General features: G+C 71.5%; 12 protein-coding genes and 1 pseudogene. 10 read left to right on the top strand and 3 right to left on the bottom strand.

Annotated features, from left to right (window positions below; genetic code table 11):
- Nucleotide 1 precedes the first annotated feature (1 nt).
- The 3 genes and pseudogenes from R2E43_RS05400 to R2E43_RS05390 form a co-directional block, all read left to right on the top strand.
- Nucleotides 2-841, top strand: a complete 840-nt coding sequence (locus R2E43_RS05400) for a carbohydrate ABC transporter permease (protein WP_003972375.1) — start codon at nucleotides 2-4, stop codon at nucleotides 839-841.
- Between the two features lie 44 nt (nucleotides 842-885).
- Nucleotides 886-2,244: a GH1 family beta-glucosidase gene (locus tag R2E43_RS05395; protein ID WP_106518044.1), complete on the top strand. Its 1,359-nt coding sequence runs from the start codon at nucleotides 886-888 to the stop codon at nucleotides 2,242-2,244.
- Nucleotides 2,245-2,364: 120 nt separating this feature from the next.
- A pseudogene (locus tag R2E43_RS05390) lies at nucleotides 2,365-2,544 on the top strand (hypothetical protein); the annotation flags it as partial.
- A gap of 38 nt (nucleotides 2,545-2,582) precedes the next feature.
- On the opposite strand, the gene R2E43_RS05385 reads toward R2E43_RS05390, so the two are convergent.
- Nucleotides 2,583-3,401, bottom strand: a complete 819-nt coding sequence (locus R2E43_RS05385; RefSeq protein ID WP_030871705.1) for an SAM-dependent methyltransferase — start codon at nucleotides 3,399-3,401, stop codon at nucleotides 2,583-2,585.
- Nucleotides 3,402-3,616: 215 nt separating this feature from the next.
- On the opposite strand from R2E43_RS05385, the gene R2E43_RS05380 reads away from it, so the two are divergent.
- From R2E43_RS05380 to R2E43_RS05365, 4 genes are all read left to right on the top strand, one after another.
- The gene (locus tag R2E43_RS05380; protein WP_030871709.1) at nucleotides 3,617-4,402 is read left to right on the top strand and encodes an SAM-dependent methyltransferase; all 786 of its coding nucleotides are present in this window, start codon (nucleotides 3,617-3,619) and stop codon (nucleotides 4,400-4,402) included.
- Nucleotides 4,403-4,531: 129 nt separating this feature from the next.
- Nucleotides 4,532-6,190: a phosphodiester glycosidase family protein gene (locus R2E43_RS05375; RefSeq protein WP_319122443.1), complete on the top strand. Its 1,659-nt coding sequence runs from the start codon at nucleotides 4,532-4,534 to the stop codon at nucleotides 6,188-6,190.
- 118 nt (nucleotides 6,191-6,308) lie between these two features.
- Nucleotides 6,309-7,337 (top strand): alpha/beta hydrolase, encoded by a 1,029-nt coding sequence (locus R2E43_RS05370; protein ID WP_191850049.1) that lies wholly within the window; start codon nucleotides 6,309-6,311, stop codon nucleotides 7,335-7,337.
- A 129-nt stretch (nucleotides 7,338-7,466) separates the two neighbouring features.
- Nucleotides 7,467-8,840: a M64 family metallopeptidase gene (locus R2E43_RS05365; RefSeq protein WP_136208419.1), complete on the top strand. Its 1,374-nt coding sequence runs from the start codon at nucleotides 7,467-7,469 to the stop codon at nucleotides 8,838-8,840.
- 18 nt (nucleotides 8,841-8,858) lie between these two features.
- Here R2E43_RS05365 and R2E43_RS05360 read toward each other — a convergent pair whose 3' ends face one another.
- Nucleotides 8,859-9,419: a pyridoxamine 5'-phosphate oxidase family protein gene (locus R2E43_RS05360; protein ID WP_003972367.1), complete on the bottom strand. Its 561-nt coding sequence runs from the start codon at nucleotides 9,417-9,419 to the stop codon at nucleotides 8,859-8,861.
- 24 nt (nucleotides 9,420-9,443) lie between these two features.
- Complete coding sequence (locus R2E43_RS05355; protein ID WP_191850047.1) at nucleotides 9,444-10,373, bottom strand: alpha/beta fold hydrolase; 930 nt, start codon at nucleotides 10,371-10,373, stop codon at nucleotides 9,444-9,446.
- 124 nt (nucleotides 10,374-10,497) lie between these two features.
- Between R2E43_RS05355 and R2E43_RS05350 the strand changes: the two genes are divergently transcribed.
- From R2E43_RS05350 to R2E43_RS05340, 3 genes are all read left to right on the top strand, one after another.
- Complete coding sequence (locus tag R2E43_RS05350; protein ID WP_003972365.1) at nucleotides 10,498-10,905, top strand: winged helix-turn-helix transcriptional regulator; 408 nt, start codon at nucleotides 10,498-10,500, stop codon at nucleotides 10,903-10,905.
- 252 nt (nucleotides 10,906-11,157) lie between these two features.
- Entirely contained in the window at nucleotides 11,158-12,267 is a 1,110-nt protein-coding gene (locus R2E43_RS05345) for a hypothetical protein (RefSeq protein ID WP_332055962.1), read from the top strand.
- A complete protein-coding gene (locus R2E43_RS05340) occupies nucleotides 12,252-13,481 on the top strand; it encodes a hypothetical protein (RefSeq protein ID WP_016327802.1) in 1,230 nt (409 codons plus the stop codon). Before R2E43_RS05345 ends, R2E43_RS05340 begins: the two co-directional genes overlap by 16 nt.
- The last annotated feature ends 12 nt before the right edge of the window (nucleotides 13,482-13,493 follow it).

The raw sequence follows: 13,493 nt of genomic DNA, 5'->3' as shown, positions 1-13,493 counted from the left end.
GATGGCGGCGCCGCGCTCCTTCACCTGGACCCGCCGCGTCTTCCTCACCCTGCTGACCGGCTTCGTGCTGCTGCCGGTGTACGTCATGGTCTCCAGCTCGCTGAAGCCGCTCGAGGACGTCTCCAGCCAGTTCCACTGGCTGCCGAGCAACCTGACCATCCGTCCGTACATCGACATCTGGTCGACGGTCCCGCTGGCGAAGTACTTCGTGAACTCGCTGATCGTGGCGGGCGCGGCGACCGTCTGCTCGGTCGTGATCGCGGTCTTCGCCGCCTACGCCGTCAGCCGCTACGAGTTCCGCGGCAAGCGCGTCTTCTCGGTGACCGTCCTGTCCACGCAGATGTTCCCGGGCATCCTCTTCCTGCTGCCCCTGTTCCTGATCTACGTGAACATCGGCAACGCCACCGGAATCGCCCTGTTCGGCTCCCGCGGCGGCCTCATCCTCACCTACCTGACCTTCTCCCTGCCCTTCTCCATCTGGATGCTGATCGGGTACTTCGACTCGGTACCCCGCGACCTGGACGAGGCGGCCCTCGTCGACGGCTGCGGGCCGCTGCGCGCCCTGTTCAAGGTCGTCGTGCCCGCCGCGATCCCCGGCATCGTCGCGGTCGCCGTCTACGCCTTCATGACCGCCTGGGGCGAAGTCCTGTTCGCCTCCGTCATGACCAACGACGCCACCCGCACCCTCGCGGTCGGGCTCCAGGGCTACTCCACGCAGAACGACGTCTACTGGAACCAGATCATGGCCGCCTCGCTGGTCGTGAGCGTGCCCGTGGTCGCGGGCTTCCTGCTCCTCCAGCGCTACCTGGTGGCGGGCCTGACGGCCGGAGCCGTCAAGTGACCGGCACGCCCCAGCGCTCTCACCCCCAACCCGAAAGGACCTTCGTGACCATCGACTTCGCCGCACTCCCGGACGACTTCCTGTGGGGCACGGCCACATCGGCGTACCAGATCGAGGGAGCCGTGGCGGAGGACGGACGTTCGCCGTCGATCTGGGACACCTTCTCGCACACCCCCGGGAAGATCGACAACGGCGACCACGGCGACGTCGCCTGCGACCACTACCACCGCACGCACGAGGACATCGAGCTGATGCGGCGCCTCGGCACCAACGCCTACCGCCTCTCCGTCGCCTGGCCGCGCGTGGTGCCGGGCGGCGACGGCCCGGTCAACGCCAAGGGCCTGGCCTTCTACGACCGGCTCGTCGACGACCTGCTGGCCGCCGGCATCACCCCGTCCGTCACCCTCTACCACTGGGACCTGCCGCAGGTGCTCCAGGACCGGGGCGGCTGGCCGGAGCGGGATACCGCCGAACACTTCGCCGCGTACGCCGCCGTCGTCGCCGAACGCCTCGGGGACCGCGTCGCCCACTGGGCCACCCTCAACGAGCCGCTGTGCTCGGCCTGGATCGGGCACCTGGAGGGCAAGATGGCCCCCGGCCAGACCGATCTGACGGCGGCCGTCCGTGCCTCCTACCACCTGCTCCTGGGACACGGCCTGGCGATGCAGGCCATCCGCGCGGCGGCCCCGGACGCCCAGGTGGGCATCGTCAACAACCTCTCCACCATCCACGCCGCCACCGACCGCGAGGAGGATCTGGCCGCCGCCCGCCGCATGGACGGCCACACGAACCGCTGGTGGCTCGACCCGGTCCACGGCCGCGGCTTCCCGCAGGACATGCGCGAGGTCTACGGCGTCGAACTCCCCGAGCGGCCCGGCGACATGCGGCTCATCGGCGCCGAACTGGACTGGCTCGGCCTGAACTACTACTTCCCCCAGACCGTCGCCGCCGACCCCACCGGCCCCGCCCCGCAGGTGCGCACCGTCCGCCGCGCCGGCGTCCCGCGCACCGGCATGGACTGGGAGATCGACGCCGGCGGCATCGAGGACCTGCTGCTGCGCCTGACCGAGGAGTACGGACCGCGCAAGCTGTACGTCACCGAGAACGGCTCGTCCTTCCCCGACCTGGTCCGTCCCGACGGCAGCGTCGACGATCCCGAGCGTCAGGAGTACCTGACCGCCCACCTCGCGGCCTGTGCCTCCGCCGCCCGCAAGGGGGCCCCGCTGGCCGGGTACTTCGCGTGGTCGCTGCTGGACAACTTCGAGTGGGCGTACGGCTACGACAAGCGCTTCGGCCTGGTCCACGTCGACTACGCGACCCAGGTCCGCACGATCAAGGGCAGCGGGCACCACTACGCGGACATCATCGGCCGGGCGCGCGGGAGGGAGCGCAAGGCCGCCTGAGACCCCGTGGTGGGTGCGGATGCGGGAGTCCGCGCCCACCACGGTCCGTGTGCACGAGCTCTTCTGTCAGGTGTATGACATTGCCGGTGGCATGGCCCATGACGTCACCCGTGACGCGCCTGGGTCTTCGACCACGACCAGTACGTCGTCCTCAACCTCGCGCTCGGCGGCGCCTACCCGGCGGGCTGGAACCAGGTCACCAGTCCGTACTGGGGGCTGCCGCAGTCCAGCGTGGACCGGATCGCGGCCGGGGGAGTGCAGGCCGAGGTGGACTGGGTGCGGGTGGAGCAGAAGGGATAGCCGGCCGCCGCCGGGCGGGGCGGGGCCGCCGCCGTGCGTCAGGCGTCCTTGCGTGCCACTCCGCCGTAGATGCCGATCGGTGGGGCGTCGGGGCGCCGCGCCTCCTCGGGGCGCCAGTCGGTGACCCGGACCAGCCCCGGCTCCACGATCGTGAAATCACCGAAGAGGTCGAGGACCGCGGCGTGCGACCGCAGGTTGAGGGACGCGGTGGCCTTGTTGTAGACGGCCGCCGCGTCCTCGCGCCGGTCCTCGTGGACGTCGCCCGTCGCGTGCGACAGGACGAGGTAGGAGCCGGCGGGCAGCGCGTCGCGCAGGGTGGCGACGATGCCCGCCGGGTCCTGCGCGTCGGCCACGAAGTGCACGACGGCGACCAGCAGCAGCGCCACCGGCCGGTCGAAGTCGATGACCGCGCGCACCTCGGGATGTTCGAGGATCGAGCGCGGGTCGCGCAGGTCGGCCAGGACGACGGCGGTGTCCGGGTCGTCCGCCAGGGCCCTCGAGTGGGTGGCGACGATGGGGTCGTTGTCGACGTACGCGACCCGGGTCCCGGGGGCCACGGACCGCGCGATCTGGTGCACGTTGGGTTCGGTGGGCAGACCCGTGCCCACGTCGAGTATCTGGCGGACGCCGCCCTCGGCCACCACGTGCCGCACCGCCCGGTGCATGAAGTGCCGGTTGGCGAGCACTCCCTCACGCACCTCGGGCGCCGACTTCATGAACTGCTCGGCGGCCCTCTGGTCGACCTCGTAGTTGTCCTTCCCGCCGAGGAAGTAGTCGTACATCCGCGCGGGATGGGGCCTGCTCGTGTCGATCCGGTCGGGGTGGGCGGCGCTCTCACCACTGCTCAGGGAGGTCATGCGGCCTGACTCCGTCCTCAACTCGTGGGCCACCCACGGCTCCAGGATGCTGAACACCTGGGTGAGCGCCGGTCGGAACATCATCTTGGCACGAGAGCGGGCGTCGGCGGGCCCCGATCGCCCCGGAACCCCCCACGCGCCGCCCCGCCTGACCAGGGGCGGGTCCCGCTACGCTGACGACCCGACGATGGCGTCCCGCGTACGGAGGAGGTCCTGTGACCGCCGGTACACCCAGACCCGACATCGACACGAGCAAGCCGCACCCGGCCCGCGTCTACGACTGGCTGCTGGGCGGCAAGGACAACTACCCCGTCGACCAGCGGGTCGGCGAGACCCTCCCCGCGGAGGCACGCGGCAACGCGGCCCGGAACCGGGCGTTCATGCACCGCGCGGCGGCCTGGCTGGCGAAGAGCGGCGTCGACCAGTTCCTGGACATCGGCACCGGCATCCCCACCGAACCCAACCTGCACCAGATCGTGCAGGCGATCAGCCCGGCCGCCCGGATCGTCTACGCGGACAAGGACCCGATCGTCCTCAGGCACGCGGAGGCGCTGCTGACCGGCACCCCGGAGGGAGTCACGGACTTCCTCCACGCGGACGTCCGGCAGCCCGCGACGATCCTCGAACGCGCCCGGGAGGTACTGGACTTCGACCGCCCGATCGCCCTTTCCCTGATCGCGCTCCTGCACTTCCTGCCGGACGACGAGGACCCGTACCGGGTCGTGAGCACCCTCGTGGACACCCTTCCCCGCGGCAGCTACCTGCTCCTGTCGCACGGCACCGCCGACCAGCATCCGGAGCTGAAGCAGGAGACCGAGTCCGCCTACAAGAAGGGGGCCATCCCGCTTCGGATGCGCACCCGGAGCGAGGTCGAGCCCTTCTTCTGCGGCCTCGAACTCGTCGAGCCCGGCCTGGTGTTCGCGACCGAGTGGTACCAGGAGGAACCGGCACCGGTGCGCGAACGCAGCGGCTTCTACGCGGGCGTGGCGCGGATCCCCTGACCGGGGCCGCATGCGAACCGGACGAACTTCCGCCTTCCGAGGCGGCCTTGACGTGGACGGGGACCGGCCGATACTTGTGCGCAGCATGGGTCGGTCGGTGTCCGTGGTCGACGCGAGACGGGACGACAGATGAAGCTGAGGAAGAGGCGGCTGTGCGCCGCCACGGGTGTCGTTCTCGGCGCCCTCACCGCGCTGGCCGCGCTTCCACCGGCCGCGGTGGCGTCCCCGCACCCCGGCGGGCACCCGCCGACGGCCCGTCGCGCCCTTCCCCTGGGCCCCGCCGGCCTCCCCGAGCGCCGCACCACGACCACCCTCCAGCCGGGCGTCACCCTGACCCGCATCGTGCGCGGGAACGCCGAGGACCCGGCACTCCACTGGACCGTCGAGGTGTCCATCCCCGGAGGCGACACCTCCCCGGACCCCGACGCGCCGCCGACGGCGCTGAAGGACCGGGCGAGCGCCGACGAACTGGCCGCGGAACTGCGGCGGGACGGCTTCGAAGCGAGGGTGGAGGAGGTGACGACACCCGCGACGGCCGACTACCGCGGTGGCACCCTCGGCTGGCGGGTGCGCATCGGCACCTTCGACTCGCAGACCGCCGCGACGGCCGAACGCACCCGCCTGAGAGCGGCCGGGTACTCGGGCTCGGCCGTCTACACCGGCTGGGACGGCGCGGCGACGGACCGGGGCCCGTGGCACGTCGACGTACTCACCATCGACCCGCGTACATTCCGCGGCACCCTCGACGCGTCGTACGGGCCCGATCTGGAAAACCGGGAGACGACCAGCGCGCTGGCGGCGTCGGCCGCCGCAACGGCCGCGGTCAACGCCGGCTTCTTCGTCCTCGACCCCAGGGCGGGCGCACCGGGCGACCCCGCCGGAGTGGGCGTGTACGACGGCCGCCTGCTGAGCGAACCGGTGGCCGGACGCCCGGCCCTGGTCGTCCACGACGACGGCCGCCGCACCGAGATCGCCCGGCTCACCTGGCAGGGCCGCATCGCCACCCGAGCCGCCTCCCTCCCCCTGAACGGCGTCAACCGCGTACCTGGCCTGATCAGGAACTGCGGCGGCAGCGCGGGCGACACCCCGACGTCGCTCCCACTGCACGACGTCACCTGCACCAACCCCGACGAGCTGGTCGCCTTCACCCCGGACTACGGCGGCCGCACCCCCGGGGGCGAAGGCATGGAAGCCGTACTGGACGCCCACGAGCGGGTCGTGGAACTGCGCTCACCACGCGGTGGAACGATCCCCCGGGGCGGCAGCTCGGTCCAGGCGACCGGCGAACGCGTCGCCGACCTGACCGCGACGGCCCGCGTCGGCGAGCGCCTGCGCGTGAGCGCGACCCTGCTGGACGACCGAGGTCGCCGGATGTCCACCTCGCCCGGTACCGACATCGTGAACGCGGGTCCCGAGCTGGTCCGCGACGGCCGTGTCCACGTCACCCCCGCCACCGACGGCATGGTGCACCCCGGCGACCCGAGCTGGTACTACGGCTGGGTCCACAAGCGCAACCCGCGCACCGTGGCCGGGGTGGACGCCGCGGGCCGGACCGTCCTCGTCACCGCCGACGGACGCAGCACGGACTCCCTCGGACTCAGCATCGGCGAGAGCGCGGAGGTCGCGAGGTCACTCGGCCTGCGCGCCGCCGTCAACCTGGACGGCGGCGGCTCGACCACGATGGTGGCCGAGGGTGCCGTACTCAACTCCCCCTCGGACGCCGCGGGTGAACGCCCGGTCGGCGACGCGCTGTTGATCCTGCCGCACCGGCACCGCGCCCGACCCTGACCAGGTCCGCCACGACCGCCCGCCGGACGCACAACGCACAACGACCTACGCACCACGCACAACGCACAACGACCTACGCACCACGCACCACGCACAGCAACCCACCCAGGGAGCCGCCGTGTTCGCGAACGTGCCCACCGTCCTCACCCCGCTGCGAGCCAGACTCCTCCTGGTCCTCGCCGTCCTGCTGGCCGTTCTGACGCCGACCGCTCCAGAGGCCCTGGCCGCCGGGAAACCGGAGACGGGCGCCGCCCGCCCCGGAGCGGAGGTCGTCGCCGTCACCCGGGTCGCGGACCGGCAGGTCGACCTGTCGGTGCGGTCGACGGCCCTGGGCGGCCGCACGGTCGAAGTCCGGCTCCTCACCCCCGACGGCTGGAACCCGCACGACCGACGTCACCGGCAGCACTGGCCCACCCTCTGGCTCCTGCACGGCTGCTGCGGCGACTACACGTCGTGGACGAGCATGACGGACGTGGCGGAGACGGAGAGCCTGCGCGACGTCCTGGTCGTGATGCCCGAGGCAGGCTGGAACGGCTGGTACAGCGACTGGTGGAACCACGGCCAAGGTGGCGACCCGGCATGGGAGACGTTCCACACCAAGGAGCTGCGCCATCTCCTGGAACGCGACTGGGGTGCGAGCAGCAACCGCGTGGTCGCGGGCCTGTCCATGGGCGGTCAGGGCGCCCTGCTGTACGCCGCCCGGCACCCCGGGATGTTCCGGGCGACGGCCGCCTTCTCCGGCTCCGCCCATCCCCTCCTGAACGACGAGTCGGTCGACCGCATCATGGGCTTCTTCGCCGGCCAGGACAACGACCCGCTCCGCGTCTGGGGCGACCCGGTCGCCCAACGCGGCATCTGGCAGGCCCACGACCCCTTCCACCTCGCCAGGCGACTGAGGTCGATCCCGGTCTACCTCTCCAGCGGCGACGGCACCACCGGCCCCCTGGACGCACCGGGCGCGACGAGCGCCCTGGAGGCCGACTTCAACCGCCAGAACCACGCGCTCGCGGCCGAGCTGAAGCGTGTCGACGCGAGGCACGTGACGACCCACTTCTACGGCCCGGGGACCCACGGCTGGGCCTACTGGGAGCGCGAGCTGCACGCGTCCCTGCCGATGCTGCTGGGCGCGCTGGGGGTCGGCGACTGACGGCACGACATCCAGCAGCACCCGCATCCCGCCCGCCCCTTGTCAGAAGCGCTGACCGGCCCCTAACTTAAGCGAACACTTAACTGCACTTAATTGCGCAGTTACTTCAATCGGGTTGGGGAGAGCTTCGTGCACACAGGCCTGCGCAGGTCGGCGGCGGCAACCGTCCTCGCCCTCTCCGTCTCCCTGACCGCGGTCGACGGCGCGGGCGCCGCCGACGCACCGGCGGCCGCTGGCGCACCGTCGGTCGGCGCCGGCCCGTACGTCGACGTCGAGTACTTCCCGGAGCCGACCGGCGGGGGAGCGCGCACCAGCGTCCCGGCCGACAGCCCGCACACCCAGCCGGACGGGCCGACCGCGTCCGACTCCCGGAAACGCACCGCCGCCGCATCCGAGGACGGCGAGGTCGTCCCGCTCGCCGAGACCGGCCCGACCGCCGACCGCCTCGACGTCACGATCGTCGGCGACGGCTACACCGCCGCCGAGCAGGACGACTTCCTCGAGGACGCGCGCGTGAAGTGGGACGAGGTCACCGACATCGACCCGTACAAGAGCTACGAGGGCCTCTTCAACGTCTGGGCCGTGAAGGCCGTTTCGGAGGACTCCGGAGTCACCGGCGACCCGACCCGGGACGTCGTCAGGAACACCGCGCTCGGCTCGTACTTCTGGTGCGGCGACACGGAGCGCCTGATCTGCGTCGACCTCGACAGGACGAAGGCCTACGCGGACAGGGCACCGGCGACCGACCTGGTGATCGTGGTCTCCAACTCCGCCAAGTACGGCGGTGCCGGCTACTCCGGACTCGCGGCGGACTACGGCTACGACGGCGTCTCCACGCTCTCCTCCGACAACGACCGGTCCACCCTGATAGCCGCCCACGAGATGGCCCACTCCATAGGCCTCCTGGCGGACGAGTACCAGTACGAGGGCTACGGCGACTACCCCTACCCCGAGCCCGCCCACCCCAACGCCTCGACCCTGACGGCGGACGAGATGGCGCGGCAGCGCACCAAGTGGGCGTCATGGCTCGGAGAGACCGACCCGAGCGGCGGCGTCGTCGGTACCTTCGAGGGTGCCGACTACTACGAGTACGGGGTCTACCGTCCCACGGAGAACTCCATCATGCGCTCGCTGAACACCGACCGGTTCAACCTCCCCGGCCGGGAGGCGATGATCGCCGGCTTCTACCGCTCGGCCAACGCCCTCACCCCGCTGCGGAACACGGCGACCAGGGCCACCCGCTTCACCCGCCTCTCCGTCGAACTCGCCGACCTGGGCGCGGCCAAGGGCCTCTCCCGCCCGCAGCTGCGCTGGTACGTCGACGGACGCGAGGCCAGGCACGCCCGAGGCAGGACCTCCGTCCTCCCGGCCGCCCTGGGCGTCCCGGCCGACCGGCGCACCCACAAGGTGACCGCCACGGTGGTCGACACGACGACCGCCGTCCGCAGCCACGCCGTTCGGAACCTCACGTCCAACTCGGCGACCTGGACGATCGGCCGCTGACACACGGTGCCCGGTGGCTCAGAACGCCCATCGCGTATGGCTGTAGACCCCGTCGTCCCGGCCGAACCCGTACGCGGTGACCGGGGCCACCGCGAACAGCACCGCGTCGCCGCGCCGCATGGCGTCCCCGATGCCGTGGAAGGTGCCGTCGGCCGACGTGATGTGCGCCCCGTACTTCGCCTCGTACGCCGCGATCACCTCCTCCAGCACCGCCCGGTCACCGACCGGCTCCGCCTCGCCCTCGACGACGAGGTCGAACCCCTCGGTGAGCGAGTTCCCGCCCGTGATCAGCGCGCAGTGCGCGTCGTGCGCCAGGTTCCGGGCCTTCTGCTCACCCGGTCCGGTGGAGAAATACAGCACACCGTCGTGCCACGCCGCGATCACCGGTGTGACGTGCGGCCCGCCGCCGGGCCGCACCGTGGTCACCCAGAAGATCTCGGCGGCCTCCAGACGCCGCCGGGCCTCGGCCCACTCGGTGGCGGTGACGTCCGCGGCGCCGGGACGGGGATGGAGTGCGGAGCTGTAGCGGGCGTCGAGCTCGGTCGTGGGCTGCTCGGCGGCAGGTCGTTGCACGGACATGGCGGACTCCTTGCTCTCGTGTTCCTAACGACTGCCGGCCGGCCCGGAAGTCATCGGTGCTCCCGATGGAGTACCACCGGCGGCGAGGAACGGTTCGAGCAGGCGGAGCAGCCCTTCGGGGCGATGCAGCGGGATGATGTGCCCGCAGTCCTCGATCACGTGGCCGACCAGGTGATCGGCGACCGGCCGCAGCTGCCGTTCGAGGGCCCGGCCCACCGGACGGGCGCCGACGGCCATGGTGGGGACGGTCAACCGCCCGCCGGCGACGGCCTGCGCGATCTGCTCGCCGCTCGTGGGCAGCGCCCGGTAGTACGAGAAGGCGCAGCGCAGGGCCTCGGTCCCGGTGTACGCCCGCACGAAGGCGTCCCGGACGGCGGGATCGACGCCCTCGCCGAGGGAACCGGCGTCCAGGAACCAGTCGACGTACCGGGCCTCGTGCCCGGTCAGCACCGTCTCCGCGAGACCGGGCACCGCGTGGAAGCCGAACCACCAGGGCGCCCCGCGCGCGAGAAACTCCTCGGCCCCCGGCAGCCCGCCCAGCAGTGACTCCATGACGACGAGCCGCCTGACGAGGTCGGGCCGGCGCATGGCGAGAAGGAACGCGGGCGGGGTTCCGGCATCGATGCCGACGACGTCCGCCGAGCGGACTCCGAGGGCTTCCAGCAGCGCTTCGGCATCGCACGCGAGGGTGCCGGCGTCGTACCCGTCCGCCGCACGCGTGCTCGCCCCCGCGCCTCGCATGTCCGGTGCGACGACCCGGTGGTGTTCGGCGAGGGGGCCCATGACGCGGGTCCACAGCTGCCACGTGTGCGGGAAGCCGTGCAGCAGCAGCACGGCGGGGCCCTCGCCCTGGAGGGCCACGTCGAGTTCGACGCCGTTGACCGCGACGCGCCGGAGTTCGACGCCCGGATGGCGGGGATCGGAGGAGTGGGACGAGGCGACGGGCGTGAGCACGAGAATCCCCTGGGGTCGGCCGAAACAGTTGCCAAGAAGCGGTTACCAATGGTGACAACAGAACGATAGGAAACTAGGCTGGGCGATCCAAGACCGCACTTCTGCCACAGGTGGTGAGCTCCGGGTGACCTCCTCGACGCCACGTCCTGCGCACCTCCCTCGCGGAGACCTGTTCGACCCGCAGTGCCCGACCCGCCGCCTCCTCGACCGGATCGGCACCAAGTGGACGTCCATGGCCGTCAAGGTGCTGGCGGAGGCCTCCCCGGAGGAGGTGCGGTTCGCGGAACTGCAGCGCAGGATGACCGGCATCTCGCAGAAGATGCTGTCGGTGACCCTTCAGGGCCTCACCCGCGACGGCCTGGTCGGCCGCAGAGTGGAGCCGACGGTCCCGCCGCGCGTGTACTACCGGCTCACCCCGCTCGGCCTGACCCTGGAAGAGCCGTTGGCCGCACTCCGTGAGTGGGCCGAGGCACACATGACCGAGGTGGACCGGGCCCGTCGGCGAAGCGAGGAGGAAGGCGCCGCCGACTGAGGCTCCCTCCGCCGACATCACCATTGCCATCGTCGTGTTGGGCGGGTAGTGGTGTGAGGAAGCGAGGTGCGTGGCGCCGGGGCCCCGACTGTGACCGGTGGGTCACCAGGGGTGACGCCGGTACGGCAGACTGCTGTACGTGATGGCTGAACCGGTACGTGACAAGGGATCAGGCGGGCTTCGAGCGGCCCGGTCGACGCGCAAGTCATCGGCCGCCGGAGCCGGGACGCGACGTATTGCGGGGGGACGGGCATGACGACGACCGCTTCACCGGACGGCACTCCGGAGCCGCGCTCCGACGACGAGGGCGCCCCCGCCGAGCCCACGGGGCAGCACCCCGACGCGGACGGCGACACGCCACCACCGCCCGCCGACCCCGCGCCGTCCGCACCGCAGCCGTCCGCCAACGGGGGAGGCCGCCCCGACGAGAGCTTCGAGGCGCTCGTCTCCGACGTGCTCGGGGTGGACCCCGAGGCCTCCCGGCGCAAGAAGCTCCGCTGGCTGTTCGTGAAGTCGGCCGTCGGTCTCCTGGGCGTCCTGGGCGCGGTGCTGGTGGCATACCTCATGATCAAGCCGAGCACCATCAGGGAGAACGACACCAACACCGGTATCGACGCGGCCAAGACCCCGTTCACGGTGTCGGTGCGGCCGGAGGAGGGCGAGCCCCCCACGTGGGCGATGGTCCTCGACCGTGAGCTGACCGCCGACGAGACGCGGAAACTGACGACCGGCGACCCCGGCTCCGCCTTCTCCTACCTGAGGGAGCTGGGCGGCCGCCCGCTCGTGTACGCGTCCGTGATGGAACACGCCCCCGAACGGTACGAGCGGAACACCAGGGACGGCGGTCTGGAACTGACCGACGCGTTCAAGATGACCGTGCTGAGCACCCGGTCCTCCGCCGTGGTCATCGACGGCTGGAAGACCACCGGCATCACGTGCCACAAGAGCACCACGCAGACCGTCGTCGCCATGCCGCCCCAGGGCGGAGCCACCTATCAGGGCATCCGGCTCCACCTTCCGCCGCGCGCCGAGGAGCCCGTGCTCACCGACGACGCCGAGGGGCAGGGCGAGTCCTACTTCGGCACCCACTACATCGAGGTCGGAGGCGGCCAGCCCTCGGGAGGCCTCAGGGTCGAGGCGATCGCACCACGGGGACAGGCGTGCGAGTGGGGCATCAAGGTCCACTACAACGACTCCTACCAGAAGGGCGAGTGGCTCCAGCTGAAGGACGCCAAGGGCAAGCCGCTGCGCATCCACACGGAGTCCGTCCCGGCGGACCTCCGGCAGAAGTGGGTCTTCGCTTCCGTCGCCTGGACGCCGTGCCACAAGAACCCCGAGGGGCCGCTGTGCGATCTGGCCTGACCGTCAAGGCCGTGACCTCCCTCGCCCTGGCCGCCCTGTGCGTCCAGGGGTGCAGTGCGCAGCCGGCCAAGGAGAAACCGGCCTCCACGTCCTCGGCGTCCGCGGCGCCCTTCCTGGGCAACCGGGACTACGTCCTCCCTGACAGTCCTTTCACCCGCGACGACACGGTCGTCACGGCCACGTGCGGCATGGGCGCGCGCTACGCCGCGGTCACCGTCCGGGCCTGGGACCCCGAGACGTGGCAACCGCGCGCGGAACGGACGTTCCCCATCCCCGGCGACGCCGCGTTCACGAACTACGCGGGAGCGAAGACGGTCAACAGCCCCCTCGTGGACCTCTGCGGTATGAATCCGGACAACCCGTCACCCTACGAGGTCGCCACCCTGGATTACATGGCTCCCCGGGTCCGTGCACTCTTCGACCTGGCTTTCACGCGCATGGCCGTGGTCCTGCGCGATCCCGACAACAAGGCGGATTCCCACGTCGGTTACGTGGTGAGCGGCGCCGGCCTCGACGACGTCGTGCGGTTGGGCGGGGCGGCAGGTGCGGACGAACAGAACGCGGTGATGTCGCCGGACGGGAGCAGCGTGTGGTTCACGTACACGGCAGAGGGCGGCGGGAAGAGGATCGGCTCCCGGCCCGCCGAGGGCTCCCACCACCTGTCCGACGAGGGCCCGGCCGCCGGACACGGCCTGCCCCTGACAGTCCTGGGCAAGCCCCCACGGGCCGTCCAGGCGGACACGGTCCACCTGGCACCGGGCGGCCGGCGGCTCACCGCAAAGGCGCCGAAGGTCTTCGGGAACGTCTTCGACACCTGGACCTCCTCAGGACCGCTCACCTCTCGCTCGGCGCACCGGGCCACCCTGCTCAGCGGGTGTGTGGGTGTCGTCGGCTGGACCGGCGACGACCGGGTGCTGTGCCGCACCTCGACCGGCACCTTCCGGATCATGGACGCCCGTACCGGCCGGGCCTCGGGCGCCCCGGTCAGCGTGGTCGGCCCGCAGGACGGGACCGTCGCGGAGGGCATGCTGGTGTCGCCGGACGGGGAGCGGTTCCTCGTCGCCGTCCACGAGCCCAACGCCCGGCGGAGCGACGACGACTACTCGTACCGGAGGCCCGACTTCAGGGTGGTGCCGACCACCGGCAGTGGGGCGACGACCAGCGTGGTCAACGACCTCCTCGACACGTACACGATGTTCCTGAGCTGGTCGTAGCGGAAGTACGGC

Origin of the sequence: Streptomyces violaceoruber, assembly GCF_033406955.1 — a bacterium.
GTDB lineage: Bacteria > Actinomycetota > Actinomycetes > Streptomycetales > Streptomycetaceae > Streptomyces > Streptomyces violaceoruber.
The sequence above is the reverse complement of the archived record's forward strand: the minus strand, read 5'-3'. Positions and strand labels throughout refer to the sequence as shown.